Here is a 26,725-nt window from a genome sequence, read left to right on the forward strand (position 1 = left end):
GTCCGGTTTTCCGATGTGCCCCATCGAGTTGTGGACTCTTGAGGCTAAACGCATTGCGTTTGTCTGTCTGCCAGGACAATCTCGTAGCGAGGGCCGGGAGATTATGATGCGGTTGATCAGATTTAAGGTGACGAATTTTCGATCCGTCGTTGACAGCGGCTGGATCGACGCCGAGCGAGTTACAGCGCTGATTGGTGTCAATGAGTCCGGCAAGACTAATCTGTTGCTCCCGCTCTGGAAGCTGAACCCGGCACGCGAAGGCGACATTAAGCCCACGTCAGATTATCCAAAGGGTAATTACGCAGCAGTGCGTGCGGCTCCAGGCTCATTTCCGTTCATACATGCGGAGTTTGTGCCGACTGATGCAATCAAGACGAAGCTCACTGAGCTTACCGGATTGGATAAGAATTCGGTTGCACTTGTTTGTGTCCACCGCTTCTTCGATGGGAGACACACAGTCACATTTCCGAACTTCAAGAAGACGGATACGCTAAGCAGCGCGGAATTAGTCGCAATCCTTACGGCCGCTGAGACCGACATCAGCGCGATGAATCAGTTAAGCAAGGAAGGGAGTTTGAAGGCCGACATACAAGCCGCTTTAGCATCTGCAAAACAGAGCGACGGGCCAGTCTCGGCTTATGACGCTGAAGCGCTAGATGCTGTGGTTGCGCCCTTCTCAGCGCTCCTTCCTGAAACGCCAGCTCCAACAAGCTCGATTGTGCCGCGTTTGAATCTGCTGATCCAAGACTTACAGGTCGCTAGGCTAAAACTGTTGGCTCCTGCGCCAAATGAAATCGATGCGGTGAAACAACTCGTAATCGAGAGCCTGCCGAGATTCGTATACTATTCAAATTACGGCAACCTCGACTCCGAAATCTACTTGCCGCATGTCGTTCAAAATTTAGCGCGCGAAGACCTTGGCGCGAAGGAGGCCGCAAAAGCTAGGACACTTCGGGTCCTGTTCAATTTTGTGCAACTACAACCACAGCAAATTCTAGAACTCGGACGCGATTTCCGGGATCCTAGCCGCCAACCAAACGAACAAGAGATTGCGGAGATCGCGACTAAAAAGCGCGAACGCACGATCTTGTTGAACTCGGCCGGAACTGATCTGACAAAAAAGTTCCGCGACTGGTGGAAGCAAGGTGACTATACATTCGAATTTCAAGCTGACGGCGACCACTTTCGGATTTGGGTCAGCGATTCGAAGCGGCCGGAAAAGATCGAACTGGAAGATCGTAGCAGCGGGTTACAATGGTTTCTGAGTTTCTACCTTATTTTCCTGGTGGAAAGCAGCGGCGTCCATGCCGATGCGATTTTACTCTTGGACGAACCGGGGCTCTCTCTACATCCACTGGCACAACGCGACTTGTCGGCATTCTTCGAAAACCTCGCGTCGACTAATCAAATTATTTACACGACGCATTCGCCCTTTCTAGTCGATGCTGACATGCTCGACCGCGTGCGGAAAGTCTTTGTTTCGGAGGACGGCTCAACTAAATCGTCGTCAGACCTGCGACAGGGCAGCGATAATCCTCGGCGAGCCGGAGCTACATACGCGATTTACTCCGCGCTCAACATGAGCCTCGCTGAAAGCATCCTGTATGGCTGCCATCCTGTGATCGTGGAGGGACCGTCGGACCAACATTACCTAGCTCTCATCAAAACGGTACTGATCGCCAACAAGAAGATAACCCCAAAGCGAGAGCTGGTGTTCCCGCCCTCTCATGGTGCGAACAACGCCAAGGTTATTGCTAGTATCCTCGGCGGAAAAGATGAGGTTCTGCCAAACGTGCTCCTTGACGGAGATGACGCTGGCAGGAAGATGGCGCGCGACCTGCAAAATGGTTTGTACCAAAGCGCCAAGGGCAAGGTAAAAACTACGGACAAGTATGTCGGCTTCACTAATTCCGAGATCGAGGACCTTTTCCCCCAAGACTTCCTTGTCGCAGCCGTGGACCGCTGGGGACGCAAAGCAGATGTACCATTTGTTGACGTTGTGAAGTCCGGAGTGCCTATCGTTCCGCAAATCGAGGCGTGGGCGAAATCACAAGGCGTTCCACTGGATGATGGATGGAAGGTGGACGTGGCGCGCGAAGCTAAGAGACGAGCATTAGAATCAACAAAACCTCTTTTCGATAACGCGACCTTGGACAATTGGGCAAAGCTTTTTGAGGATCTGTTGAGCGAGAGCTAAAGTCAGCATTCATGCGGAGCTCTCGACCATACAACAGCATGGTAAGTTGTGCGGTTAGGGGCAACTCGGTGCGAGGCTTTTTGCACGGCGCAGTTGGGTTTGGCGCATCGAGAAAGGTTCGAGGCTATTGTCTGGCCTGCAGCCAAGATCGCTGTTTGATTTTCGCCTCTGGTCCGCGCCTTCTGCTAACGAGGCAGCAACACAGGCAAGGCACAGCCGCTGAAACATTGAACCCGGATTTGCAGCCACTGCACACGTTGGCAACTGCCTGCTTTTGTGTGGCGGCACACATGTTTCAACAGTAAGCGCTTAGCCGGGACCCTATTGAGGCTGGCTTGACGTTTTGCGGAATCTCCACGGCATGAGGTCTTCGATCCTGCTATGGGGATGGCCGTCGATGATCGCCTCGAGTGTTTCAGCGATGTAGGCAGCCGGGTTGACGTCGTTGAGCTTGCAGGTGGCGACGAGCGACGCGAGCAAGGCCCAGTTTTCTGCCCCGATTTCATGACCGGCGAAGAGCGCATTTTTCCTGGTCAGGCAAACTGGCCGGATGGCGTTCTCGACCGGGTTGGTGTCGAGCTCGAGGCGCCCGTCTTCGAGGAAGCGGGTCAGCCCCTGCCAGTGATTCAGCGCATAGCGGATGTCTTCGGCAAGTGTCGAGCCGCTGGAGATCATCGACAGCTGCTTATCGAACCACGTTTTCAAAGTGGCGACGAGAGCCAACGAATGCTCCTTTCGCGCGGCGAGCCGGATGTCCGGCGATGAGCCGCGCACCATGGCCTCGATGGCGTAAAGCTGTGCGATGTGCCGAACGGCGGCCTCGGCGATCGGCGATTTGCTGTTGCGGACCAATTTGACGAAGCGCCGGCGCAAATGGCTCCAGCAATGAACGAGCGTCCACGGCCCTTGCGGTCGAGCGACTTCGGTCAGCCGGTCATAACCGTCATAGGCATCGCATTGCAGGGAAGCGTCCGCCAAAGCCATCCAGGAACTGCTCCGCAAAGGCACCGCTGCGACCGGGGGCATATCGGAACAGCACGATCGGCGGACTTGGGCCGCTGTGGCCGCGGTCGTCGGAGGCGATCGCCCAGAAGTAGCCTTTCTTCGTTTGGCCGCGCCCGGGATCGAGTACCGGCGCCGTGGTTTCGTCCATGAACAGACGATCCGCCATGGCCAGGTGGCGGCGCATGTGGTCCGCGATGGGTTGAAGATGGAAGCAGGCGCGACCGGACCAGTTGCCCAGCGTTGCCCGATCAAGCCGGATGCCCTGGCGCGCATAGATCTCAGACTGGCGGTAAAACGGCGTATGGTCACCAAACTTGGAGACGATCACGTGCGCAATGGCTGCTTCGGTCGGCAGCCCGCTGGGTACGACGTGCTCCGGCGCGTGCGCCTGCACGACAGGGCCCGCGCAGCGGCGGCAGATGTATTTCGGGCGGCGTGTGACCAACACCCGCCATTGTGCCGGGATCACGTCGAGGCGTTTGCTGACGTCCTCGCCGATCTTCGTCATCGCGCCGCAACCGCACGGACAGAGCGTGCTCGCAGGCTCGATGATCCGTTCCACCTGCGGCAAATGGGCAGGCAAGCAGCCGCGATTGCGATGATGACCTTGATCCGGCACGTTCCGCGATCGGCCATTGATCACAGCCTCGGCTCTCTCCTGCGCCGCGTCCAGGATGCCTTGCGCGATCTCCACGTCTTCCAGGGGTAAGTGATACTGATCTGGCCCCAGCTTCTCGGACTTCGCGCCGAACTTCTCGCGTCGCAATTCGCCGAGAATGATCTCCAGCCGACGCCGCGCTTCCTCCGACGCCGCCAGCGCCCCCTGATGCTCGCTCAAGGCCGCCTGCGTTTGCGCCAAAAGCGCCTTGAGGCGTTCGTTTTCGTCGCGCAGCGCCGCGATGCTCATGCGCTATTTCGAGCACATCGCCGCCGCGCGTGCCACGTTCAAAATAGCTGCCGAGTCATTCTGCCGCAGTTATCCCGCCGCCTGCGGGCGCCGTGCTTCTTCCGGGCGGACCAACCTCCAATCCAGCCCCTCGAACAAGGCCGCGAACATCGCCGGCGACATCCGCATCACGCCGTCCGCAATCTTTGGCCACACGAACTTGCAACCCTCGAGGCGTTTATGCACCAGCACCAGGCCCGTTCGATCCCACACCAGAATCTTGATCCGGTCCGCCCGTTTCGACCGGAACACGAAGGCTGCACCGCTGAACGGATCGAGACCAAGCATCTCCTGCACCTTCGCCGCAAGCCCATCGTGGCCACAGCGGAAGTCGATCGGCCGCGTTGCAACGTAAATCTTCAGATCAGCACCGGCCGCGATCATCGTGACGCTCGCACCGCACGGATCACCCGGGACAGCTGCTCGCCATCTATGGCCGTATCCGTCCGCAGCACGACATCACCGATCACGATCTCAAGCTTGATCGCCGGAACGTGACGCTCCTCCAACGCACCTTCTACGACCAGCGGCGCGAATCTGGGATGCGGCGCCTCGCACGGCGGCAACACGCCTCGTTGTCGAAGCCGCCGTCGCCAATCGTAGATCTGCCAGCGCGTTGCTCCGTGCTTGCGCGCTACCTCGGCCACCTGGGCACCGGGCAACAGACTCTCGGCGACGATCCGAGCTCTCTCAGCTTCCGAACGCACGCGGCGCCCCGACGGTCCTTCAAGAACTTCCAACCGGCTCACCGACCCCGCCGACGGGCCGTCTAAATGGATGTCCTTTTTGCTGTCCAATCCCATCTCAAACCTCCGTCCAACCCGGAGGCTTCTTCGCACAGCTATCCCGATCCCGAAGCAAGGGCTCCGGCTAAGCGCTTACTTTCAACAGGCTAACTCGATCACTTTTCAACGCGCGAGGTTTCCCTTGCGCGGCAGGGCCGTGGCCACCTCGTCAGCCGCCCACAAAGTGGCAAGGCAGGAAGCTCCACTCGCACACACGCTATTCCCCCAAGTCTAGGGTCCAGAAAGGGGTACCTATCGCCTCCTTGAGCAATGTATGGGTACCGGGCTTGGACTTGGCCTTTCCGTTTACGATGTCAACCGGACCGAAGGCGGTAAACCAGCGAGCGAGTTTGCGGTTGTCCACGAAGGCAGGGGTAGCGGCCATTAATTTATCGACCAGCCGAACATCGCCATGCTTCTCGATATGAGCCAGCACTGAGCAGGCGGCCTGATGCAACTCGCGACTGAGCTCCTCAGTTCGTGCACCGAACGATTCGAAATCCGGTTTTTGCCGTAACTCGGCTGGCGCTATCTGGTCCCCCGAGAGCTGCTGGGATGCCTTCGGTAGAAGAGCCTCCATTCGGCTGCGTTTAAGGTCGTCGATTAGACGCAGGATCGGTCGTGTATGGTCGATCTTACTCACTTGCGCCTCATTCCCTTCCACCAAAGATACAATGAGCAACCCTGGAACGACGCTTCAATTCGCGTAGGCCGCAGGCTTGTAAGCTGCAATGCGGCTCACTTGGTACGATAGTGCTGGTCTGACCGAATCACGTAAGGCTGATCGGTAAGTCCAAAAGCTTCGACAATCTTAGTTACGATATTGGGCTTCTGCAGTTTACGGTCGGCATAGATGACAAAGACTGCCCTATCCACGTCATAGACGATCCGACCTCGCGGCAAGTCTTCATACTCGCTCTCAACGACGAACTTGCGCAGGCCACGTCGAGCAGCGACCGAATTTCTTTGTGAGCGCCAAGATTCCCAGACCTCGTAGTGTCCGCCTGGGTGAGTTAGGAAGCCCCCGTATCGCTCAGCCTCATCAAGCGGTGTGAAGTCTTCCAGAATTGCTACGCTGCCGCGCTCACCGGGTATGCCCCAAAAAATACCTACGCGCGGCGGACCGTCGGCAGCGTGCTGATGCGAATAATCCATTCCTCCGCCTCAACCTCTCGTCACGAATGCATCTCCGGCCAAGCACTGCGGCGGCGGCGCATCACCGTCCATTCCTTCATTTCGTCCGCAATATGTCATCCGCCAATTGGAAGTCACCGGGTTTTCCCTTGGCAATGGTCCTTATTCCTGCCTTGTTCAGCTCCTGCCGCTTTTTCTTGATCCGGCCGTCCTTCTCGTCCTGGCCGAAATCGTAGATTAGGAGATAAACGTGCGGGTGGATCGATAGCGAGAGTTTCTCCTCTGCAACCTGCCGGACTAGGTCATCGACCTGCCTGGCCGAGCTTTGAGTGCTGAGCTCGACCAGATTCTTGCAGACGCTGACGTAGCCATCAATCAGGCTTTGCTGATTCTCGTTGGCCTGAATGAACTGCTCGTACTTCCTGATTTGAGCGATCACGGCCGTGGAACGCACGAGAGGACGAAGGTTCTTTTCTCCCTTGGGCAGCTTTTCCAAGCTCCACAACTCGGGATTGTCCGCGCATTTTGCTTCGCAGAAGACCAGCTCCGCTCCACCCGATTTTCCCGGCACCAATACGGCGATATCCATCCGCGGAGCGGACAGATCACCGTTCTCCCCAGCCTTCGTGAAGGCAATTTCGAGATCAACGACCTTCGGCTCCTTCCTGGCGATCTTGTGCACGCCGATTTTCTCGGCCACGGCAAATCGCTCAGCAGTCCTGATCAGTTGCGGCAAGGTAAGCTTTGACTTGTACTCCGTGTTCACGATGGCGTCCGGCTTGAGATCGAACGTCTTTCCATCGAACAACACATACGGATCCTTTTTCTCAAGGTCCGGCTTCACCAGATACTTGTAATGGATGGCAATGCGGGGCTGGCTGCCGCCGCTGCTGCCTTTCCCGAAAGCAATCTTGAAAACGCTCTGGCCCTTGACATAAGCGTTCAAATATCCGTTTCGGACTGCAAGCAGCAGCTTCTTGCTCTCCAGAACCTCCTTCCACCAATTATCATCCGGGCTGTCCGCGAGCCCTTTCAAACCTGCGATTTGCGAGCCGGACAGACCGCGCTTCAGGAAGTCCAGTTCAGACGCCAATCCATTCACCATCGTTTGCCAATTCCACGTTGCTAAAAAGTTCCGGAAAGCGAAGCCGTTCAAATATATGAATGGGGATCAGGCGCTTCGCTGCCACGGCAGCGGCAAGGCGCTTGAGGTCGGACGGACCGGCATGTCCCGAGGTATGTACCGTTTCGAACGGAATGCCGCGGCGATCACAATCGGCCCTCAAGGCCGCTCCGGCCTGGCCATCGGCCAAATAGCCATCCCATTGCGACCAGAACACCCGCGCACCCGCAAGCGCGTTGGCCTGCTCGAGATCGGACATCATCCACCCCCGAAACAGCATGACCGAGCGGGGGCGCTCCCGGCGAGCTGCCCGGGCCAGATTCGAAAGCTGCGATAGCCATCGACCAGGGCGGCAATCCCCTTGGACTTCAATTGAACGCGCTGTCTTTGCGGGATGTAGACTGCGAGATTTGACCATCCCGGCGCGGGCTGGGGAATGCTCTCGCGCTCCGCGGCCTTCAGCACCTCAGCAGCATAGGCATCGATGATGAGGCTGCGGCCCGTTCGCTTCGCCGCGCGATAGATCGTGACCACCCGGTCAATGTTTTGGGCTGAGCAAGCGACCAGGGCGATGCCTTCGGTCTGCTCGAAGCGCGTGACGAACGTCCCCTCAAGGTCTTCCTCTGACGGAAATGTCTCGTCGTCAGACAAACGGCCAAGGCTCGACCCTTCCATCAACATGAGATCGATGTTGCGAGGCGGATCGCTGATCAGCGCGTCGAACAACTTGTGTTTCCGGCCGTGAGCGCGAAGATCACCGGAATAGAATATGCGCTTACCGCCGGACGTTATTTCCATGGCGTAGGCATCAAAGCCCGAATGATCCACGAGGCGCGGAGTGACAGTGAAAGGGCCGATCTGAATTGGCTTGCGATGCTCAAGGTAGTGACTTGCATTCAAAGCGACAGTGTCGGGGACGAAATCGGCGGCCGCCCGGATAATGCTCTCGGTCGCTTTCCCCATGATAAGCGGAATCGTGGGGCTGACCTTCGGAACCAGGCCGCAATGGTCCCGATGACCATGAGATAGAACGATACCGAGAAGGCTGCCGCTGACCGTGGAAAGCCCATCCACGTTGGGCAGCGGTGTGGAAGCAAGATCGCTGGCGTTCAACGGAAGACCGAGATCGAGTAGAATTCGGGCCCCCTCGCTCTCCAGCTCGATACAGGTGCCACCAATCTCCCGCGTCCCCCGATGAATTCGCAATCTCACTACGCGACCTCGTCCCCAGTCATTCCAATCCACCTATATTCAATCAAGGCCCCGAGAAATTTACACATTATGGAACATTTGCAAAAAATATTTGCCTGGCGAAGCAGCGCTCCTGATGTCAACTAGATTGGTTGCAATGGGCGGTCAATATGAACGAACGCATGACCTTCGCGGTTGGAGACATCCACGGATGCTTCGAGGAGCTCAGGTCTCTGCTCGACGCCTGCCGAAAGAGCGCGGGCGACATCGAGCACGATTTCCTCTTTTTGGGCGACTATGTCGATAGAGGGCCCGCCTCCGACGAAGTGATTACCTGCTTGATGCGAGAACAGGCCAGCTCTTCGTCGCGATTCCGGTGCCTCCTGGGGAATCACGACCATATGCTCTGCCTCGCCGCAGATCGGAACCGCTCCGATTCCGACCTCATTCAGTGGTGGGCGAACGGCGGCGAGGAGACGCTGGATGCTTACGGCATAGATGACCCCTCCGATCTCCCGGCGGAGCACCTCGCGTGGATGAGAGCGCTGCCTCTTCAAGTTCGCGACGAGCACAGGTTGTTCGTTCATGCCGGAGTAAGACCCGGCATTCCCTTGGAGGCTCAGTCCAAGGACGACATGTTGTGGATACGGGAGCCGTTCCTGTCCTCAAGGCTGTGGCACGGGGCTCTCGTGGTACACGGCCACACGCCAACGGCAACGCGTGCTCCCGACGTTCAAGCTAATCGCGTCAACCTAGATACGGGAGCCTGCTTCGGGGGACCCCTTACGGCAGCGGCGTTTGGTTCGGTCCAGTCAGGCCCCCTGTTCTTTGTCAACAGCGACGGCCTGAAGTTTGAACTGCGGTCTGGGTCCGCAACAATGCGAACTCCCAGGAGCGCCTAGCACTGCAGACAACAAGCCGACCGGCATGTCAGCGAGCTTTCAGTTTTCTTGTTTAGCAAGCCTTGCGCTGAACCAGACGCGATACCTTCTCGCCAAGCCTTGTGCACGTGCGCAACTCGCTACAAATACACTATTGTGTTCACAGTGAGCCTGCCGCCGAAAAGGCCAGTTCCGCACAAGTCGAAATCAGACTATCGCGTTCTCATAAAAGAAGGGCTCCATTCCCTCTGCTTGTCCTTTCCAGGCGCTAAAGCGTGAAGGTGAGACAAGGCACCTTCAATCGACCTAAAAGCGGGGAGGTGGCGTGAATCGCAAAGATTTCTTTACAACTGGGCACACAATAGAAACAATATAACCACTCAACTGGCCGCTGTACCGATCCAAAGCCGGAGGGAAGGCGATGGCCAAGTCGCACATCGTTGTCCTAATTCATGGAATCCGCACTCAAGCTGAGTGGGCCGAAATGGTCGCGCAAACCCTGAGCGAGATCGGCGCGATTTGTCAGCCAATCAGATATGGTTTCTTCGACCTGTTTAGCTTCATTTTTCCCTTTTGGACACGACGCGGCCCGATAAAGAGAGTTCTTCGTGAACTTTATGACATTCAAGCTAATAATAGAGACGCGGATATATCAATCGTAGCGCATAGTTTTGGGACTTATGCGCTTATGAAATGTTTGGAGCAGCCGGGGCTCTCGCTACATCGGATCATTTTGTGCGGAAGTATCGTCTCGAACGACTTTCGCCGAGCACTTCTCCGCGCGAAGCTCTCTGACGACCCGATCTTGAATGATTGCGGCACAGCGGATGTTTATCCAATTCTTGCCAGCGCTGTGACTTGGGGTTACGGCCCTACTGGAACATTCGGGTTTGGTACAACCGGGGTCAAAGACCGCTTCAATAGATTCGGTCATTCCGAATTTTTTAGTGAACATTATGTCCGGGAGTTTTGGTTACCGTTCCTCGACAACGGCACAATTTTACCGAGCAAGATTCAAAGAACTCGATCAACGACGCCGTACTGGCAATCTGTTCTGTCTAAATTACCACTGCGGTGGGTGTTGGCCGCGCTGATGTTATTCGCGGCCCTCTCTCCCACTTATTACTTATACAGTCTGTGGCCTAGTACGGGCCTTTCATTCGCTGGGAACACCGCGATTATTTCTCATGTGGCTGGCTCACCGAATGTCATTCTCCCGTTCAAATTCTCACACTTTAAACTTGTCGCTCAAACTCTATCCGTCAACAAACTGGCGCTATTCGAACCAAACGGAAAAGAACATTATTTGGATGTCGAGGGAGCCTTTTTCAATAATCCGGCCGAGTTCTGCACAAAAGCTGGAGTTATTAGCACCGCCACTGCGGTGACGTCGGTTATGCCGGGTGAACAGTATTTTACTCTATCGTTCTTGGCGCTTAGCTCGGGACTTCGTGAGGTGATGACCCAAACGCAGGAAGAGCTTTTGAAAAAAGGAAAACAGCAACCATGCCGACCAACATTGGATGACAAGGATTGGTTGTCCGCGGAAACTCTCCGCATGTTCACGGCAAGGTCAACGCAAACGTGGATTTGGTACCCAGGAGACTGGCGCTTTGTACTTGACTATACAGTCAATGGGCAGCCTCAAACATTAAAGGGGCAGTTTCGGCTAACCACGGGCGACATCGATTGCATGAAGAGCGTCATTGAGCACTACTCTTCAGGTATAGGACTTTTCACGAACTGGCGTTTTGATGTGCCGCAAAACGTTTGTGGATTCGTTCTAAAGGTTTTTGAAGTTCAAAATTAGCCACTCGAAGCTCGGCGATTGCCCGATTGCCATTGGCGATAGACTGTACGCTCGATCTGCCATGCGCACTTGCTGGCAGCGGCCTGCCAACATAAGCACGAAAGAGCCACCTGGCTTTCTGTACATGCGGTCTTATAGATCGAACGATTCCAAGGTGACTGGATGCCAATCGTCTTAACGTTGTGTAGCGGTCAAATGCATTGCACCGATGGTCTGGTCAGGTTGATTGCTCATGATGGGTGGCCTTCCGTTGGGGTGCCCCGCCGCGTCAATCCCACCCGAAGCAATAAAGGACCGGCGCGGCGGCGCGGCGTGACTCGATCCGCGCGGGAGGAGCGCAACCGCTATGTACCGCCCTAATCTTCAAATTCATAGAATTGGTAGACTAAACACTTGCGCTTTCTTAGCTTCTACGGAGGTCGCTTTAGTGTAAGCGTAGCGCCGAGGCCCTTTGGATTGTTTGTGCGGAGTCTTGAGAGCACCGTTAGAAGAGTCATCTTCTGGAAGGGTGCTCACAATGGACGACCATTCTGACGACATAAGACGACCGTTGTCACCGCGTATTGAAGTGTTCGCTGGCGCAGGTCGAAAGCGCTGGCCGGATGATTTGAAGGCACAGATTGCCGCGGAAAGCCTCGAGCCGGGGGCGGTTGTCACAGACGTCGCCCGTCGCCATGGCTGCCGGCCCCAGCAGGTGCATGACTGGCGGCGCCGGGCGCGTTTGGGCCAGTTGGTGCTGCCAGCTTCGGCGGAGACGCTGTCGTTCGTGCCGGTGGTGTCGGAATCGGCGCTACCGGCGGCCGCAGAGCCTACCGGGTCGCCGGAAGCAGCCATTGTGACGGTTGAGCTCCAGGGAGCACGCGTGGAGGTGCGGGGGGCGCCTGGCCTTGCTGTGTTGAGTGATGTGTTCTTGGCGCTTCGACGGACACGTTCATGCTGACGCCGCCTGCGAACCTTACGATTTACGTGGCGACGCAACCTGTGGACTTCAGAAAAGGTGCGGAGGGCTTGGCGCTTTTGGCGAAGGAGACGCTGGGCCATGATCCGATGAAGGGCGTGGCGGTGGTGTTCCGCGCGAAGCGCGCCGATCGGGTGAAGATTGTCGTCTGGGATGGCAGCGGCCTTGTGATGTATTGGAAGCGGCTCGATAGCAACGGCTTCAAATGGCCTCCCATCGTGGCCGGCGTGATGCGGATGAATGCCGCGCAGTTGTCGGCGCTTCTGGCCGGCATGGATTGGACGCGGATGCACGCGCCTCGGATCCCGCAGCCGAAAGCGCTTGCGTAAAGATACAAATCTCGCTGCATCGGGGCGCGAAGCATGGCAGACTCGGGCCAATGAGTGATTTGCCTGATGAGCTGCCGAGTGATCCAGCTGAGTTGCGTGTCTTTGCCGCGGCTCTGCTGGATCGCTGCGCCAGGCTCGAGCGGTTGCTCAAGCTTGCAAAAGATGCGCAGTTCGGTCGGTCCTCGGAAAAGCTGGACGCTGATCAGCTGCAGCTTGTTCTGGAGGACATCGAAGAGGCCGTCGCGGCCCTCGAAGCAGCCGAGGATCGCGCCAATCCCAGAACCTGCGAGAAGAGGACGGCCGAGCGCAAAGCCAACCGTGGTCAGCTGCCGGAGCATTTGCCGCGCATCATCGAGACCCTGATGCCCGCTGCAACCTGCTGTCCGTCCTGCAAAGGCGATCTCTTTGAGATCGGTCACGATGAGAGCCAGAGGTTGGACGTCGTACCGGCGCAGTATCGCGTGATCGTCACCCGCCGGCCCAAACTGGCCTGCCGCGCCTGTCACGGTGTCATCCTCCAGCATGCTGCTCCCGAGCGACTGATCAGGGGAGGATTGCCCACCGAGCGGCTGGTCGCGCATGTGATCGACGCGAAGTATCATTGGCATTTGCCGCTTTATCGCCAGGCGCAGATGCTGGAGACCCACGGAATAGCGCTGGACCGTTCCACGCTCGCCTTCTGGGTCGGCTACGCCGCCCAGGAATTGAAGCCCTTGTGGCATCGTCTGCGCCAGCTTCTGCTGGCCTCCTCGAAGCTCTGTGTCGATGAGACCCCGGCGCCGGTGCTGGATCCGGGGCGCGGCAGGACAAAAACCGGCTACTTCTGGGCGCTGTCACGCGATGACAGGCCTTGGGCCGGACCTGATCCGCCAGGGGTGGTCTATGCCTATGCACCGGGCCGCGGCGCCGTTCATGGCTTGCGGCTGCTTGAGGGCTATCGCGGCATCATCCACTGCGACGGCTATCAGGCTTACAAGACCATGACCCGAGAGACGCGTGCGGACGCCCTGTCCGGGACGCTCGCCTTCTGCTGGTCGCATCTGCGGCGCCAGTTTGTGAAGATCGAGCGGGAGGCTGCGCCGGCGCCAGCTCCGGTCGCCCGCGAGGCGCTCGCGCGCATTGCCCAGCTCTACGCGGTCGAGAAGGCACTGCGCGGCCGCTCTGCTTCCGAGCGCTGCGCCGGCCGACAAGCGCATGCCCGGCCTCTGGCTACAGCCTTGAAGCAGTGGTTTGAGGCCAAGCTTGATCACCTTGCGGGGAAGAGCGACACGGCGAAGGCTTTGCGTTATGCGCTACGCCATTGGGACGGCCTGACGCTCTACCTTGATGACGGGCGCATCGAGATGGACACGAATGCGGTCGAGCGTGCGATGCGGCCGATCAAGCTCAACGCCAAGAACTCCCTTTTTGCCGGTTGCGACGAAGGTGCCGAGAATTGGGCATTGCTGGCTTCGCTCATTGAGACCTGTAAGCTCAATGGCGTCAGTGCCGAGCACTGGCTCGCTGACGTTCTCGCCAAGCTCGTCAATGGTTGGCCTGCGGCGCGACTGGACGAACTGCTTCCCTGGGCGTCGACCTATACGATGCATACACACGATCCGAGGCTGGCGGCATGAGCCTGAACACGACCGCGGTCCGGATCAAGGTGACCCTCAAGGATGTGAAGCCGGAGGTGATGCGTCGCCTTGTCGTACCCGTCACCCTGCGCCTTGATCGGTTGCATCTGACGCTTCAGGAGGCATTCGGCTGGACGAACAGTCACCTCTTCGAGTTCTTCGCTGGTGAGGTCCGTTGGGGGATTCCTGATCCCCACAACGATTACGGCCACCAGCCCTTGGATGCCCGCAAAGCGCGGCTTTGCGATATCGTTCGCGAGACCGGCGCCAAGACGATCCACTATCTCTATGACTTCGGCGACAGCTGGGACCATGTGATCAAGCTCGAAAAATGGTTCGGGAACACCACGACGGAGGGGCTTCCCTTCCTGCTCGAGGCCGCCGGCCGCTGTCCTCCGGAAGACGTCGGCGGTGCGCCAGGCTACGCCGAATACCTCGCCGCCATCAGCGACCCCGGCCATCCCGAGCACGAACACATGCGCCTCTGGGGCCCGGAGCGGTTCGATCCCAACGTCGTCGACCGGAAGGCGCTCGAAGCCGCCGTCAACGCGTTGTCCGACACATGGATACCGCGGCGACGCGCCACGCGAACAAAATAGGCGTCAAGCGTCATTCAAAAGGGCTGCAGAGCTACGCTTACGCTTTAGTGGGCGAAGCAGACCCTTCAGAGGTTCGCCGATCTCGTCGGACTGTGAACCCTGTTCCGTTTCGTCACCACGACCAGAGAGAACACAAGCGGGCAGCACAAGGGCATGCGCGGCAAGAGCCGGGAGCGTCAATCTGAGATCTTACGCCAAGTGTCGCCAATTTTTCGCCAAGTGCCGCCAATCGTGCACGGGTCGTTGGGCTTCGGTCTTATCTTGAGCTCAGTCACGCCAGGAGGAATTACTCCCGACCCCATATTTTCCGGAGTGAACGGCACTGGGTCTGGATCATCGCACTGAAGCGCGTTGTCCTTCTTTGCCGACGTGCTGCTCTTCGGTTCTGAGAGAATTGGTTTGTCTTGTAGAGTGTTGGAGACTTGTGCTTGCGCGTGACAAACCCAAAGAGGGGCCAAGCTACACGCAGCAGCGATGAGTCCACTTGCGAGCATGCGTTGCACCATATTCGGCACTCCATGCTATGAAGAACAAGGACAGTTTATCTGATTGCAATCTTCTGTAGCAATAGCCAAACGGGGCTTGAGCCATCGCCTGCTTCCACTTGCCCTGGTATCCAGGAAGAGGACGGCGCGAGCATCCGTCGCGTGGTCGATTGGCTTCGGCAACGCGCGCCCTCGACGTTCAAGCCAATCGCGTCAACCTCGATACGACCTCGATGCGGGAGCCTGCTTCGGCGAACCTCTCACAGCAGCGGCTTTTAATTCGGTCGAGTTAGGCCCCTGTTCTTTGTCAACAGCGACGGCTTGAAGTTTGAGCTGCGATCCGAGCCTACAAGTATGCGAAGCCGCGAGAGCCAGGTGCGCTGAAAAGGTCTCGCACTCGATACACTTCTCACCTTAAGTTTAAGGTCGCTGATCTATCTCCTCTACTGGCCGTGTTCTGCGGCTAATATCACCAGACTTGATCGAGGGCGTGCTTCTGCCAACTCAAGCAGATAAGTCGGCTGCAAACGATAAGCTTTTCATAGAAACCTTATCGATCTGCCGTGGTGTGTGCTCGGCACTTGTAGCACACACACGAGATTGGTACCTTGTCCCGTCTATGTGCCAAAGACGGCCCGCCATCTCTCCAGGACATAGGCGCGCACAAATGTTGGGGTGTCCTGTGCAGCGCACCAACACACCGCCTCCCTTAAAACGATCCAGAGCATCCCCATCATTGAGAAGCTCCGGCTTTATCATTTTCAAGGCATTGAGTGTGTCGGTGTCCCAGGACCAGGCGAGAAACACTTGCCGAAACCGCCTGCCCCAAGTTTGCGAAGAAGCTCGTATCTGCCTGAAACTACCGTCCGGGCAGACGTTTCGGCGAACGAACGCGTTGAAAGGTAGTGCTTTATGAGCGCAGAAAAATGACTGAAGTTGTAATCGTCCCGGAGCTCGTAGAGCATATCCACGACGCGAGTCCCGGAGTGGTCATCACGTTCGACTGCCCAACTCTGAAAGTTGGGAGATGCTATTGCGTAACGCCAATCGGGTTGTGCGTGGTCCAAACCTGAATAGAACTGCGACAATCGCCGCGCGCTACCTTGCTCGTGCGCGACGCGAACTAGCCATCCTCGGTGATCTTCCAACTCTTCTTCCCGACGTATGAGCGATGCTGCCTCTTATATAAAGTCGGGGCCTATGAATCGCCCCGGGTTTGCCGGAGGCTCCAACTCCTGAGAGGATGGAGCCATGACAAGCAAGACGACGAACGAATTTTCACCCGAGGTCCGGGCCCGTGCGGTTCGGATGGTTTTGGATCACGCCAACCAGCACTCCTCTCGCTGGGCGGCAGTGACCTCGATAGCGGCCAAGATCAGCTGCACGCCGCAGACGCTGCATGAGTGGGTCAAGAAGGCTGAGATCGACAGCGGGCAGCGGGCGGGCGTTCACCGACTTTGGCATCGAAAACCTGATCGAGCTCGTCAGGTTCTACAAAGAAAACCCCAACCTGCTCACGCGCTGGCAACGGGAATGATCAACCAGCCTGCGTCCTACGCCGGATGCGTATTCAGAGCCCCTTTTGGATGCCGAATCGTGATAGTAGCGATTTTGATTTCTACGATGGAGGTTATCCATGCTGAAAGCCTTGACTATCGCAATTGCTTCTCTGCTGAGTACAATGCCATGCGCAGCGGAGGCACAAACGCGGTTGTTTAGAGCTTACGGGGAACATACTTGCCAAAGTCGGCAAAGCCTAGGCCATAAGTGCGACGTTATGGGCACCAGCATTACCGACTGCAACAAGGCTTACTATGACCTCAAGCGAGACGACTGTTGTCGTCGAAGCAAGGACGGCGGGGTTTCCATCAATTTTAAGCTTACCAAGTGCACTCAATATTGAGTGAAGAACAATGTTTCGTCAGCGAAACAATTGAATACGAGTCTATTTCTTCTCTGTTCTTTGTTTGGTTTGAACCACCTCAACAGATTTCGACCGACTCATCAGCTTCTTGCCCTCAGAAACATCTATCAGCTGCAGCTGCGCTCCGTCCTGCTTGGCTAGTTCTGCTCTCGACTTGCAGAAGGACGTTGAAAGTGGCTCCTCATTTCTTTCAAGTGTCAGGGTCGTCAAATTTATTGTCGAAAGCGTGCCGGAGAACGGAAAGATTCTCTCCTTTTCGTCAGGCAGGGCAAGTTCAATGTTAGCGTTTTGGTCCCATATGTTGCCGATTCTGTAGTGGTAGATCCCAGTAACCAGCACGTTACCCGAAAACTTTAGTTTCTTTATCCCGCCTCCGGTCGTCGCTCTGTAGATAACTCTCGTCTTAGGTGGGGCTATGAATTCAAAAACCTCTTCCCTCGTTTTCTTCTCGACAGTTGTCCTTTTGTTTCGGTCGGTAAGACTGATCTCCTTACTAAGAGACGCGTTTCCTTCGGTTTTGATTCCTACGTCGAATATGCTGAACTCAGTGTTCAGTTTGCCGCTAAATGAAGTTGAAGTCTTCACTTCCTGCGTGAACTCGATTTCTTGCCCGCTCTCAGTTGAAAATGTGTCCGTGAATTTAAGTTTCTCAGTCCCTGTCCCACAGTTCGTATAGGTATAAAACTTCTCTTCGCCAGTGCGTTTTCCCACGTCGGCAAAAGCAACATTCTCAACCTTATCTAGGCTCTTAACCGACACGTTTAGCGTCACTATCCTATCAGCCTCTCGGCAGGACTGATGGTCGCCATGTGGGACGCAACCTAGTCTCCGATTCGTATTCAGCCGCTTTAGAATAGCCGTGTCCAAGTCCTCAGCGAGAGCGGCTGACCCTCCTGCACCAATGACGCTCCCAAGAGTAATGCTAGCAATCATTCCGAAAACTATTCTCATCTGAGAGCCCCATGAAAACTGAGATCATTTCCCAATTAAAAGCTTAACTCACGAATTCTCGTCTATTGCAGTCCTTTGAACATTCGAAGCATCTTTGCTTTCGCGGTCTTTGGCGATAGCTCCCCCGCAATGTTAGTCACTCCGCACTTACCTACTTGCATTCCACCGTCGGGCTCTTGCCTGCCTCATGACAAACGCAAGTTGGCTTCTTCGGCGCAGTGCATACAGGAGCTTCACTTGAATAGCTTTTTCCCGCGCAGGTGCATGTAATCTGTTCGATTTGTTTCAAATGGGGGATGCTCGGCTTGGCAGCTTGGCGCGAAAGATTTTCCGCGCTCAGATTTTCGGCATTGAAGATCAGGAAAAAAGGAGCAACGGTAAAGCCAGCGGACTTAATCATTTAAAACCTCTAGAGATTCGCCTCGCACTTCCAGCATAGGCCAGCCGAGCGCCGTTGCCATCGGGGCCAATCAGCGACACTCGCATATAGGTTGCCGGTTGCATGCACAATCGCACGCCTGATTGTCTTGACACACGGCAGAACCACTAGTTCGGCCGCAGTCCTTCGAACATAGACGAGACGCAAGTTGAGGAATTGGCGACGCATTATTCAAAGGGCTCCTCGCATAATACTCTGATGCTTGTGCGGCTAGGCCCGTGAACCGGAGTGGCCTCGAATCGTCTGCAAGCGATACTGAGATAAGGGATAAGGAGAATAAGAACACAAGTCCGCATCGAATGTACCGCATTGCCCGGCTCCGATCAGTGCTCAAGTGAGATGGTAGGAACTTGCTCAATAGAAGTCAATTATTGGTTGTGCGGTAATGCACCACGATCTCTTGCTTACTTAAACGCGTTCAAGGCTGAGCAGCTCAAGCATCCTGAGGAAGCCGCGCACAACCCGACACGCTCATATGCCACGTCCACTTCAGAAGGAGCTTAGTTTTATCATTGTTCTGAATCATCCGCACGACCTGGCAAAAGCCAACGAAGTCTACATCATGGGCTACAGTAACGGGGGCACGACGGCACTGGTATCGATGACGACACAAGAGTCTGATCATCCGCACCATTTTGCGGCGGCATTCGCAGTTGCTCCAGGCTGTAGTCCGTCTTTGCAGCATTCCGCCCTTTATACCGGCCCGATTATGATTTTTATGGACGATAAGGACGATGCAAATAATCCAGAGTGCTGTCGCGAACTGACAAAAAAGAAACGGTCAGTTCCGGTGCAGATGATCGAGTACCAAGATGCCAACCACGAGTTCGTTCTCGACGTACCATCGCATGTTGGCGATCATGGCTGGGCTCTGACCTACAATCCAGTGGCGGAGAAGGACATGATGCAGACAATCATCGCCGCGATCAAGACGAAGAAATTCGCCAAAGGCGTGGAGTCCAGATGACCAGTTGCCCTATCACGATTTCCTAATGGGCCAGACATCAGGACCGGCAACCTTTGGCCAACTCTGTGTCCGCTGCTTAACAAATCCGCAGCGCTCGCTGCTGCAGTTGCTCGTCCCAACCGCTCCTCAACGATGGGCAGCCACAATGGCCGCCCAACGCTCTACGACACTTTGATGTGACCAGATCCAGGCGCGAAGTTCGTCGGTTGCCTTCAGGCCCGCAAGTATATTCTCGCGCTGAGCGTCGAAACCAGTTTCTGGGGGCGTCCCGACTACGATCATCAGACCCGATCTGCGGTTAGTCCGCTTGTTGTTGGTTGGAACGGGGCGGTAGGGAGTTCGCGCCAAATCGGCTGCAACAGTCGCAGCTAGTGCATGGAAGTGATCCCCCCATGTGTAGAAGTTGACGTTTGCGTTGCCCTCGCGAAGCTGGTGGACGATGCGCACTTGCGGAAGGAACTCCCAGTCTGGCAATGTCCCAGGCGCAAAGATCATCGTCTTGCTCTCGCCGGGACGCCCCTCTTTCAGCATCGACGGGCCTGGCTTGAGCATCGGAAATGATTGAGCAGCGAGGGCGAAGTACTTGGCGTTGAAGCGCTGCATCTCATGGAGGCCCACGGGATGAGCAAACGGCGGGCGTCCATCGGCTGTTGCCGCATGACCATCAGATACCCGGCACCCCCCCGCCGCTCGCCCATTTTTAGAAGGGATTCAGTGATTCAACGAGGTCCGACGCTCGCTCTCCGACCCATTTACCGGCCTCATTCTTCCAGCGATCAAAGTCGCGCCCGGCCTTAGGCAAAGCCGCCTCACGTCCTCCTAGTGGGGTCTCGAAGCTAACATCCTTAAATTCAATGCCCGCGCTCGCCAGTGCCTTCACTACCTCATTGTTCGGGCCGGGGCCCTTAGTGATGTCTGAAATATAGTTATTGATAAACTTTACGATTGTGTTGTTCTTTCCAAAACATCCATCCCCTCCCACACCTTGTGAAAAGCACTTTTCAATCTCATTCACCGTCAGCCAACCAGCTGTGCAAGAGGCAGTCGTTGTCGGTTCACCGCCTGAAGAGACGGCACATTGAGCCGCGATCATCCACTCCGGGTTCATCTTTGGACCTGCCGCACATAGCGCAAAACCAGCGTAGCTCCCAGACTGAGTTGCGCACGTCAATAGTCGACCCTCTTCCTCTCCCAAAAATGGTGCTGCCATACAACCGAACATGGCGCCCTTGTCGTGCGTATCCTGAGCTGCGCAGGAAAGAACCTGACGCGTCTTGGAGTCCCTTATCAATCCCTCTGTACAACTCGCAATGATGTCATTGGGACGATTGCCGCTCGAAACACATCGAATCACGGCCACTGCGTCGCGAACTGCGGGGTTAACGTTTGCTACGCAGGTTAACAATTTTTCTCGATCCCAAGATCCTGAGTTAGCCTTCTCTATGCATTCCTTTGCAGGTCCAAGTGGAATTGCGGCTGCAGTGGCGCACTGAAGCAACTCTTGGGCCTGATTCCCCCTAATGCAGTTGGTCAATTCAAGCTTGTCGGCCATTGCAGGCCACATTTGCATGCACTGCAGGCTGCCATCCGAGTCGGCGCGGGCCTTCATTAAACAGTTCGCAAACTGTGTATCTAGCGCATCAAACTTGGCTTTCGCGCCGAGGCATTCCGCGGCGGCACGTAGGGGGTCTTGGTACTTAGCCAAGCACTCCCTCGACTCGACCCACTGCTTCTTGTCTTGCGAGCCCAAGCAGGAAGTCGGTTCTGTTTTATGGTTCTTAAAACATTCCAACTGCGAGGCGTCGAGACCGGTTTGCGTCAGGAGACAGTCCGCAAGGTCTTTTGGCTGCGAGACGTATCGCCACACTTAGATGCGGAGTTGCCCTTTAACAAGGCCCCTACAGCACACGCCTTGAAGCCTCGTTCGTCTTTGGAATGCGTTGCAAGACAATCATTCACAATCTTAAGATCAAGCGAGTCGCGGGTCACGACTAATGGCGAGCTCCACGTTAGCTTTTGACTTCTCAAAGTTTCATTAGCTCCAAGAGATGTCGCGTTCAGTTCGCACGTCCCGCCTTTGATGCACGTCAGCAGAATTCCAGGGGTTACTACGCTTCCGGAACATGAATACATCTGCATAATGGTCTGTGCGCCATCGACCAAACAGCGTAAGATTGTTCTATGAATATCCTGCGCTACCCAATTATCCGGAACGTTAAAGGACGCCGGTATCTTCCATACATACGCATCGCTGGCCATTCCGTTCTTTCGTGCTTCATCCACTATTTCCGTCGCACGATTGCTGTCGGTATACGATGCCAGAACTATCATCCACTGTTGCCCCATCGAATGCGGCGGAAATAGACTGAAACGTTGGAATGGAAATTTCGTCATTAGTTGATTCAGATATGTCTGGGCATCGGCGGACGACCCGAAAGCTTTCACCACCGCAAAATATGACGTATTCTCGGTAATGGCGGCTGGTCGGTCATCAAGACGATCTATTGAGCCAGATGAGCTATTTGCGGTTAATCGCGCGATTCGATCTTTATATTCTCTCACTAGGCAATTACGGGCATACAACGTTGCGTCAATGGAAGTGTCGTTGAAGGAAGAGTCACGGTTCAGGTCAACCCGGCAGCGTGCGCGAAGAGATCTGACCCACGAACTGTGGGCCGTTACAAATGATGGGTAGAACCGGTCCTCGCCGCGCCGGATCCCTTCGACGAAACGCCAGTGCAATGCGTTCAACTTGCCGTTCAACTCTTTCAGAGCGCTATCTCCACAGACTATACGGGCAAGTAGATAGTTTGGGTTGACGCATGATACAGACGGGGACGGAGCGTCTATAGCTGCATACAATGTTTGGATTCGCGAGGTGTAGATGTTGAGTAAGCAATGCCGAGCCCGCAAGCTATCCTCAACTGTAAGCTTTCCGTCGTCGGGAAGCCTGCACTGTTTCGTGCGCGAAACCAGCCATGCATCTTGCTCTTGAAGGACGGTCCCCCTCTGGCTCGAATTGGTAGGGATGCTTTTGACCCGCGCGAAATACGCGGTGGTCATCCTACTATCAAGCTCACGCAACTGGTCGTCACTACATACGATTCTTTCGATCAAAGCAGCCGGTTGCTTGCATTTGAATGCAGCAAACGTTGCCCTGGTGTATGTAGTATGGGGCGCCTCGATTATTGCTTGTGAAGTGGCGGCAGATTCACTGTCGCCAGTCATATGAATTCCAACTAAACCCGATCCATCCTTCGCGAAAATGAAACTCGCGTCCTTCATCGCGACATCGCAGTGATAGGAGAAGCGATATGGCTGGCTCCCGGACGCCATGTCGGCTTTACAGTCGTGAATTGGGGAGCCGAAACCTGTGATCAAACTTAATTCTTCTCCAACTCGGACAGGGCGGCTGGATACCGGAATTATCCCAAAGGTCGCTGCCGGATTTCCGTAAACCTCCAAGATTCCAAATTTGTGTTTTTCATTCTTCTCGACAACCGCGGTAACATTGACAGCAAACAGGTGCTCCTTCTTTTCCGAAACGGAAATTACTCCGCTTCGTATGCCAGGAGTCGGCCTCGTAAAAATTGAATAATCCTCGACACCGAGATGAAGTGTGGCGCTAACGGCTCGACCAAATGCATCCCCGTTCTCAATTATGGAGGCGCAGACGTAGTCCACGAGTATGTGCTGTTGTGATATCACAACCGCCGGACAGGTGCTAGTCATCTTCGGATTAATGTCGTAACTGAACTTGAGTGCCCCAAGAGCTCTGGTCGATGATCGAATTGGATCGGAGTTGGGCAGTTCGAAAACATACCCCGCTGCATTGCATAATCCGGTCCAGCATACAGCTAGCGCCGCGAAAGACATTTGCAGAACTCTGAAAAGCTTCATCGGTGCTCCTCGTGATGACTGCGCAAATTCGCAACTCGCTATCGTGGAGATTGGATTCGCATCCTCAAGCCGACTCCAGAATGTCAATCCGTTGGTCCGTAAGCCGGTTTACCGAAGCGATACGCCCCTCCAAGGCGACGCTCACCCAACTTACAATACCAGTTTTGTCACTCGTCGAAGCACATCGGTCGGATAATAAAAGAAGGCAGCCGAACCAAATATATTGTAAGCTAAATGGCTGCTTGGCTCCAGATTAGCGCCATACTGCTTGTGGATTCGCGTTGCTGCGGGCCAAAGGCCAAGTGCGGAACGAACTTTGGAAGACGCGGCAGGCATGGCATCAGTGTTTGAAAGGATCCGCGTTTCCCTTGGACGGTGTCGATTCAAGGAAGCGAGCTAATCGCCTCAGAGTTGCAATCGTGGATGTCCAACGATATCCAGCCTATTCGAGGGTCATGGTGACATATGAAAATTGGTTCACTCGGCGACGGTCGGCACATTTTCCATGACGACCGCCAAAGGCCGGAGAGCGAGAGCCAAGTTCGCAAACCAAGGCCGTGCTAATGGCCCCGTTGGGCGATCAGGACAACGCCAATCCGTCAAAGCCGTGCTTCGAGATGAAGAAGAAGAAGCGGTCGCTAGCGATCCAGTTGATCGAGTATCATGGTGCCAACCGCGGATACTTGCTCAACGCACCGTCGCATGTCGGCGACCATAGCTGGCACTGACCTACAATCCGGTCGCGGAGAAGGACATGATGCAGACCATCATCTCCTCGATAAGAACGAAGGAATTTGCCATGGCGTAGAGTTTCGAGGTGACTACTAAGGCTTATTGAACGACGACCTCACAACCGATGGCAAAACACAGAACCGGCAGGTTTCGACCAAATTGATGGTCGGCCTAGACCACGTTGGAAATCCGCGCGGCGCTCGATTCGCATTGCGAACGGCGGTCGGCTGGGGGCAGCACAGCCGCTAAGATCGAAAGTGTAGACCGCCGAGAGGTGATCAGAGTAAGCGCCGCGATGGGGCTTGCTTCGTCAATCGTAGGGGACACATCGGCTTCAGCGCGTGGCGACACGGTGGCGACACGGCTCAAAAACAAGAAAGCCGCCCCGAAAGGCGGCTCTCTGAAAACCTCATCAAATCAGAGGCTTGTGTTGGTTGCGGGGATAGGATTTGAACCTATGACCTTCAGGTTATGAGGCGAAAAGCCGGAATGAAGCGAAACGCCGCCAGGGCACGTCCCAGATCAATCGAAGCGGTTCGTCCTTTTCGTACGCCACAGCAACCCAGCAGCCATACCTGCGCACATGATTTCTTTCTTACTAGAGCAGGCTACGATCTCATCGCCTCAGACTGATCGTGGTTTGGGACCAGGCATGAGCGGCAAGGACGAGAAGACTCCGGTCGGGGCGTTAGGGTCGCCAATTGGTCGGAAAATGCCGTACGCCACGAAGCGCCATCGCAAGAACCGTGGCATGCCGCCGCCCGCGACGTTCGATATCGATACGCTGCCGGGCAGCTCTAATTTGACATCGCTAGAGGCGGCCGCGGTCATCCGGCGCACGCCCGGAGCGCTGGAGCAGTGGCGGCGCGATCCGAACCACCCGCTGAAATGGCGCTACGTCGATGGCCGGCCCCTCTATCGTGTCGATGCGGTGCGCGACTATCTGGCCCGAGTGCGACAAGACCACTAGGACGCCTCAGCCGCATAATGCTCACGGAGACGGCCGAGGAGCTCGGCCTTGATCGGGTCAAGCGGATTCGTCCGCTGCAGGCGCACGATTTTGCCGACCCGTTTCGCGCCGACCAACTCCGCAATGTAGTCGTGAGCCGCTTCGAACGCCATCTTGCGGATGATCCACTGTTCGTCGTGATTGTAGACCTGATCGATTCCGCTTGGCTTTTGCCCGACGCACAACCGCTGGATTTCGTTGTCGTAGCCACAGCGTGACATGATGGTACGCAAGCTGCGCCTTAAGTCATGCATGGTGAACTTGGCGACGCTCGCTTCCTTGACCAGGCGGTTGACCATCTTGGTGAAGCCGGACATCTGGCGACCGGTCTTTGGTGACGGGAAGACATAGTCGGAGGTTGCCCGCTGGAAATGTTTCGCGGCCGTGAGCACCTCGTCAGCTAGGTGAGTGCGCGGCACATCGTGATGCAACCCCATCTTGGTCCATGCCGCATCGAAGGTGATACGGTCATCCATGATGTGCTTTCGCCACTCGATCATGGTGGGCTCGCTGCGGCGTGGGCCACCGAGCAGGCACATGCGTGTCAGGAGACCGAAAGCTCCGAGCTTGCCGGATGCATCCCAGACCTTGATGATCTCCTCATCGGTCAGCGCGCGGCCCTTTGTTCGGCGCCCAACTCTCTGCGCTCGGGTTTCCTTGGGTGCGCGATAGCCGGCGAGCACGTTGTGCTCGACGTAACCTTCGCCGACGCACCATTCGAGGAAGGTATGCACGTGCTTGCGCAAGTCCTTGGCCGCGCCGCGCTTGCCGGTCTTGGCAATCTTGTCGACCGCAGCCATGATCTGCCGTCGCGTCAGGTCCCCCACGCCGCTCTCGGCGTGATCCTTGAGCCCGCGCCGGAGCGCCGACATTGCTGGCTTCCAGTTGACGACTTGACGTTCCGTCAAGGACGTCTGATAGGGACCATCTTCAACAATGAGCGTCGCGAGCGTGGTGCGCTGCTTCTCGGCTGCCTGTTGCCGCCTCGCCTCGCGCTTCGCATCGTTCGGGTCCAAGCCCTTGACGACCTCGCCTGCGGCGATGGTGGCAGCCTTGCGCGCGGCCTTTTCATTATATTTGGGCCATGCGCCGAGGGTCTTGCGCTGGGTCCCCCTCACCCCCGGCTTGGTGAAGAGGTAGACCCAGGTCCGGCCGCCGGTGGCGCGCATGCGCAAGGCGAGGCCGGGCAGCTTGTCGTCGTGGAGATAATGCTGCGCCTTGCCGGGCGGCAGCGTTGCGTTGCGGATCACCGTATCGGTGAGTGTCAGCTGGTTGGCCGGCCCCGTCATGATTCCTTCCCTCTCTCTGTGCCCGGCGTCCCCCCGCAAGAAGGGCGGTCAGCCCTCGAGCTGAACCGGGCCTCAGACTTTCTCCTTGCCGTGTGCCCGCGCAGGGAGGATCCACAGACCCAAACAGAACCGGGTCTTAGACCTCCCCCGTTTTTGTGCCCAAGGGAAAATCCACGGCGGGCACAACGGGGGCATACAAAATATAGCAAGGCCACCTATGGGCTCTTGTGGCCGCGCATGGCCATAACTCACATCAACTAAAGGAGTTTTTACATAAAACTATGGCCGGATTTGGTTGGCTCGGGTCTAGGGATTGTGGTTCACACGGGAGAGGTCCAAGGTTCGATCCCTTGTGCGCCCACCATTTCAATGACTTACCCCGTAGATTCCCCCCAATGTGCCCTAGAAAGTCTGTCGCTTGGGGAGCGCCTGGTTAGACCAGCGGGCAAAATCGT

The 26,725-nt window shown here is 56.1% G+C and carries 23 protein-coding genes and 2 pseudogenes; 11 read left to right on the top strand and 14 right to left on the bottom strand.

Going from position 1 to position 26,725, the window contains the following annotated elements; genetic code table 11:
- Nucleotides 1-103: 103 nt before the first annotated feature.
- Entirely contained in the window at nucleotides 104-2,197 is a 2,094-nt protein-coding gene (locus BLV07_RS05040; protein WP_244550968.1) for an AAA family ATPase, read from the top strand.
- 321 nt (nucleotides 2,198-2,518) lie between these two features.
- Here BLV07_RS05040 and tnpC (BLV07_RS05045) read toward each other — a convergent pair.
- The 8 genes and pseudogenes from tnpC (BLV07_RS05045) to BLV07_RS05075 form a co-directional block, all read right to left on the bottom strand.
- Nucleotides 2,519-4,109 (bottom strand): annotated as a pseudogene (tnpC, locus tag BLV07_RS05045) (IS66 family transposase).
- Between the two features lie 69 nt (nucleotides 4,110-4,178).
- Nucleotides 4,179-4,532 (bottom strand): IS66 family insertion sequence element accessory protein TnpB, encoded by a 354-nt coding sequence (gene tnpB / locus BLV07_RS05050; RefSeq protein WP_091880683.1) that lies wholly within the window; start codon nucleotides 4,530-4,532, stop codon nucleotides 4,179-4,181.
- Nucleotides 4,529-4,951: an IS66-like element accessory protein TnpA gene (gene tnpA, locus BLV07_RS05055; protein WP_091880686.1), complete on the bottom strand. Its 423-nt coding sequence runs from the start codon at nucleotides 4,949-4,951 to the stop codon at nucleotides 4,529-4,531. Before tnpA (BLV07_RS05055) ends, tnpB (BLV07_RS05050) begins: the two co-directional genes overlap by 4 nt.
- A 199-nt stretch (nucleotides 4,952-5,150) precedes the next feature.
- Complete coding sequence (locus tag BLV07_RS05060; protein WP_143035350.1) at nucleotides 5,151-5,576, bottom strand: hypothetical protein; 426 nt, start codon at nucleotides 5,574-5,576, stop codon at nucleotides 5,151-5,153.
- A gap of 95 nt (nucleotides 5,577-5,671) precedes the next feature.
- Complete coding sequence (locus tag BLV07_RS05065) at nucleotides 5,672-6,088, bottom strand: hypothetical protein (RefSeq protein WP_091880690.1); 417 nt, start codon at nucleotides 6,086-6,088, stop codon at nucleotides 5,672-5,674.
- A 76-nt stretch (nucleotides 6,089-6,164) separates the two neighbouring features.
- Nucleotides 6,165-7,160, bottom strand: coding sequence for a hypothetical protein (locus BLV07_RS05070; protein WP_091880693.1), 996 nt, complete (start codon nucleotides 7,158-7,160; stop codon nucleotides 6,165-6,167).
- Nucleotides 7,150-7,449, bottom strand: a complete 300-nt coding sequence (locus BLV07_RS50055) for a hypothetical protein (RefSeq protein WP_349524292.1) — start codon at nucleotides 7,447-7,449, stop codon at nucleotides 7,150-7,152. The genes BLV07_RS05070 and BLV07_RS50055 overlap by 11 nt, the downstream gene beginning before the upstream one ends.
- On the bottom strand, nucleotides 7,449-8,402 hold the full coding sequence (locus tag BLV07_RS05075; protein ID WP_349524294.1) for an MBL fold metallo-hydrolase: 954 nt from the start codon (nucleotides 8,400-8,402) through the stop codon (nucleotides 7,449-7,451). Before BLV07_RS05075 ends, BLV07_RS50055 begins: the two co-directional genes overlap by 1 nt.
- Nucleotides 8,403-8,563: 161 nt before the next feature.
- On the opposite strand from BLV07_RS05075, the gene BLV07_RS05080 reads away from it, so the two are divergent.
- The 7 genes and pseudogenes from BLV07_RS05080 to BLV07_RS05110 all read left to right on the top strand — a co-directional run.
- Complete coding sequence (locus tag BLV07_RS05080) at nucleotides 8,564-9,283, top strand: metallophosphoesterase family protein (RefSeq protein ID WP_244550980.1); 720 nt, start codon at nucleotides 8,564-8,566, stop codon at nucleotides 9,281-9,283.
- A gap of 400 nt (nucleotides 9,284-9,683) precedes the next feature.
- Nucleotides 9,684-11,072, top strand: a complete 1,389-nt coding sequence (locus tag BLV07_RS05085) for a hypothetical protein (RefSeq protein ID WP_091880699.1) — start codon at nucleotides 9,684-9,686, stop codon at nucleotides 11,070-11,072.
- Between the two features lie 517 nt (nucleotides 11,073-11,589).
- Nucleotides 11,590-12,012 (top strand): IS66-like element accessory protein TnpA, encoded by a 423-nt coding sequence (gene tnpA / locus BLV07_RS05090; RefSeq protein ID WP_091880702.1) that lies wholly within the window; start codon nucleotides 11,590-11,592, stop codon nucleotides 12,010-12,012.
- The gene (gene tnpB / locus BLV07_RS05095) at nucleotides 12,006-12,359 is read left to right on the top strand and encodes an IS66 family insertion sequence element accessory protein TnpB (RefSeq protein WP_091880705.1); all 354 of its coding nucleotides are present in this window, start codon (nucleotides 12,006-12,008) and stop codon (nucleotides 12,357-12,359) included. Before tnpA (BLV07_RS05090) ends, tnpB (BLV07_RS05095) begins: the two co-directional genes overlap by 7 nt.
- Before the next feature lie 50 nt (nucleotides 12,360-12,409).
- Entirely contained in the window at nucleotides 12,410-13,975 is a 1,566-nt protein-coding gene (gene tnpC, locus BLV07_RS05100) for an IS66 family transposase (protein ID WP_091880708.1), read from the top strand.
- Nucleotides 13,972-14,574, top strand: coding sequence for a plasmid pRiA4b ORF-3 family protein (locus BLV07_RS05105; protein ID WP_091880711.1), 603 nt, complete (start codon nucleotides 13,972-13,974; stop codon nucleotides 14,572-14,574). Before tnpC (BLV07_RS05100) ends, BLV07_RS05105 begins: the two co-directional genes overlap by 4 nt.
- Before the next feature lie 1,736 nt (nucleotides 14,575-16,310).
- Nucleotides 16,311-16,508: pseudogene (locus BLV07_RS05110) on the top strand (transposase); the annotation flags it as partial.
- A gap of 496 nt (nucleotides 16,509-17,004) precedes the next feature.
- Here the strand turns inward: BLV07_RS05110 and BLV07_RS05115 are convergent.
- Together BLV07_RS05115 and BLV07_RS45920 are read right to left on the bottom strand one after the other, a co-directional pair.
- Entirely contained in the window at nucleotides 17,005-17,934 is a 930-nt protein-coding gene (locus tag BLV07_RS05115; protein ID WP_091880714.1) for a hypothetical protein, read from the bottom strand.
- Nucleotides 17,935-18,085: 151 nt separating this feature from the next.
- Nucleotides 18,086-18,334, bottom strand: a complete 249-nt coding sequence (locus tag BLV07_RS45920; RefSeq protein ID WP_143035352.1) for a hypothetical protein — start codon at nucleotides 18,332-18,334, stop codon at nucleotides 18,086-18,088.
- Between the two features lie 514 nt (nucleotides 18,335-18,848).
- Between BLV07_RS45920 and BLV07_RS05120 the strand changes: the two genes are divergently transcribed.
- Entirely contained in the window at nucleotides 18,849-19,340 is a 492-nt protein-coding gene (locus BLV07_RS05120; RefSeq protein WP_091880717.1) for a dienelactone hydrolase family protein, read from the top strand.
- A 126-nt stretch (nucleotides 19,341-19,466) separates the two neighbouring features.
- On the opposite strand, the gene BLV07_RS05125 is transcribed toward BLV07_RS05120, so the two are convergent.
- From BLV07_RS05125 to BLV07_RS45925, 3 genes are all read right to left on the bottom strand, one after another.
- On the bottom strand, nucleotides 19,467-19,943 hold the full coding sequence (locus BLV07_RS05125) for a hypothetical protein (protein WP_091880720.1): 477 nt from the start codon (nucleotides 19,941-19,943) through the stop codon (nucleotides 19,467-19,469).
- Nucleotides 19,944-20,040: 97 nt separating this feature from the next.
- Nucleotides 20,041-21,045, bottom strand: coding sequence for a hypothetical protein (locus tag BLV07_RS05130; RefSeq protein ID WP_143035353.1), 1,005 nt, complete (start codon nucleotides 21,043-21,045; stop codon nucleotides 20,041-20,043).
- A 113-nt stretch (nucleotides 21,046-21,158) separates the two neighbouring features.
- On the bottom strand, nucleotides 21,159-23,240 hold the full coding sequence (locus BLV07_RS45925) for a lysozyme inhibitor LprI family protein (RefSeq protein WP_143035354.1): 2,082 nt from the start codon (nucleotides 23,238-23,240) through the stop codon (nucleotides 21,159-21,161).
- Between the two features lie 563 nt (nucleotides 23,241-23,803).
- Between BLV07_RS45925 and BLV07_RS47350 the strand changes: the two genes are divergently transcribed.
- Both BLV07_RS47350 and BLV07_RS05135 read left to right on the top strand, forming a co-directional pair.
- Entirely contained in the window at nucleotides 23,804-23,968 is a 165-nt protein-coding gene (locus BLV07_RS47350) for a hypothetical protein (protein WP_176945349.1), read from the top strand.
- A 656-nt stretch (nucleotides 23,969-24,624) separates the two neighbouring features.
- A complete protein-coding gene (locus BLV07_RS05135; RefSeq protein ID WP_244550969.1) occupies nucleotides 24,625-24,942 on the top strand; it encodes a hypothetical protein in 318 nt (105 codons plus the stop codon).
- On the opposite strand, the gene BLV07_RS05140 is transcribed toward BLV07_RS05135, so the two are convergent.
- Complete coding sequence (locus BLV07_RS05140) at nucleotides 24,939-26,270, bottom strand: tyrosine-type recombinase/integrase (RefSeq protein ID WP_091880727.1); 1,332 nt, start codon at nucleotides 26,268-26,270, stop codon at nucleotides 24,939-24,941. The two genes, BLV07_RS05135 and BLV07_RS05140, sit on opposite strands and share 4 nt — an antisense overlap.
- Between the last annotated feature and the right edge of the window lie 455 nt (nucleotides 26,271-26,725).

It is taken from the genome of Bradyrhizobium sp. Rc2d (assembly GCF_900099855.1).
Lineage (GTDB): Bacteria > Pseudomonadota > Alphaproteobacteria > Rhizobiales > Xanthobacteraceae > Bradyrhizobium.

What these genes read in the sequence shown, in the direction of transcription:
- tnpB (WP_091880705.1), top strand. Translation starts at nt 12,006, where the DNA reads ATGCTGACGCCGCCTGCGAACCTTACGATTTACGTGGCGACGCAACCT.
- BLV07_RS05115 (WP_091880714.1), bottom strand. Translation starts at nt 17,934, where the DNA reads ATGAGAATAGTTTTCGGAATGATTGCTAGCATTACTCTTGGGAGCGTC.
- BLV07_RS05125 (WP_091880720.1), bottom strand. Translation starts at nt 19,943, where the DNA reads ATGCAGCGCTTCAACGCCAAGTACTTCGCCCTCGCTGCTCAATCATTT.
- BLV07_RS50055 (WP_349524292.1), bottom strand. Translation starts at nt 7,449, where the DNA reads ATGTCCGATCTCGAGCAGGCCAACGCGCTTGCGGGTGCGCGGGTGTTC.
- tnpA (WP_091880702.1), top strand. Translation starts at nt 11,590, where the DNA reads ATGGACGACCATTCTGACGACATAAGACGACCGTTGTCACCGCGTATT.
- tnpB (WP_091880683.1), bottom strand. Translation starts at nt 4,532, where the DNA reads ATGATCGCGGCCGGTGCTGATCTGAAGATTTACGTTGCAACGCGGCCG.
- BLV07_RS05140 (WP_091880727.1), bottom strand. Translation starts at nt 26,270, where the DNA reads ATGACGGGGCCGGCCAACCAGCTGACACTCACCGATACGGTGATCCGC.
- BLV07_RS05040 (WP_244550968.1), top strand. Translation starts at nt 104, where the DNA reads ATGATGCGGTTGATCAGATTTAAGGTGACGAATTTTCGATCCGTCGTT.
- BLV07_RS47350 (WP_176945349.1), top strand. Translation starts at nt 23,804, where the DNA reads ATGGCCCCGTTGGGCGATCAGGACAACGCCAATCCGTCAAAGCCGTGC.
- BLV07_RS45925 (WP_143035354.1), bottom strand. Translation starts at nt 23,240, where the DNA reads ATGAAGCTTTTCAGAGTTCTGCAAATGTCTTTCGCGGCGCTAGCTGTA.
- BLV07_RS05085 (WP_091880699.1), top strand. Translation starts at nt 9,684, where the DNA reads ATGGCCAAGTCGCACATCGTTGTCCTAATTCATGGAATCCGCACTCAA.
- BLV07_RS05105 (WP_091880711.1), top strand. Translation starts at nt 13,972, where the DNA reads ATGAGCCTGAACACGACCGCGGTCCGGATCAAGGTGACCCTCAAGGAT.
- BLV07_RS05065 (WP_091880690.1), bottom strand. Translation starts at nt 6,088, where the DNA reads ATGGATTATTCGCATCAGCACGCTGCCGACGGTCCGCCGCGCGTAGGT.
- BLV07_RS05080 (WP_244550980.1), top strand. Translation starts at nt 8,564, where the DNA reads ATGACCTTCGCGGTTGGAGACATCCACGGATGCTTCGAGGAGCTCAGG.
- tnpA (WP_091880686.1), bottom strand. Translation starts at nt 4,951, where the DNA reads ATGGGATTGGACAGCAAAAAGGACATCCATTTAGACGGCCCGTCGGCG.
- tnpC (WP_091880708.1), top strand. Translation starts at nt 12,410, where the DNA reads ATGAGTGATTTGCCTGATGAGCTGCCGAGTGATCCAGCTGAGTTGCGT.
- BLV07_RS05120 (WP_091880717.1), top strand. Translation starts at nt 18,849, where the DNA reads ATGCCACGTCCACTTCAGAAGGAGCTTAGTTTTATCATTGTTCTGAAT.
- BLV07_RS45920 (WP_143035352.1), bottom strand. Translation starts at nt 18,334, where the DNA reads ATGATTAAGTCCGCTGGCTTTACCGTTGCTCCTTTTTTCCTGATCTTC.
- BLV07_RS05135 (WP_244550969.1), top strand. Translation starts at nt 24,625, where the DNA reads ATGAGCGGCAAGGACGAGAAGACTCCGGTCGGGGCGTTAGGGTCGCCA.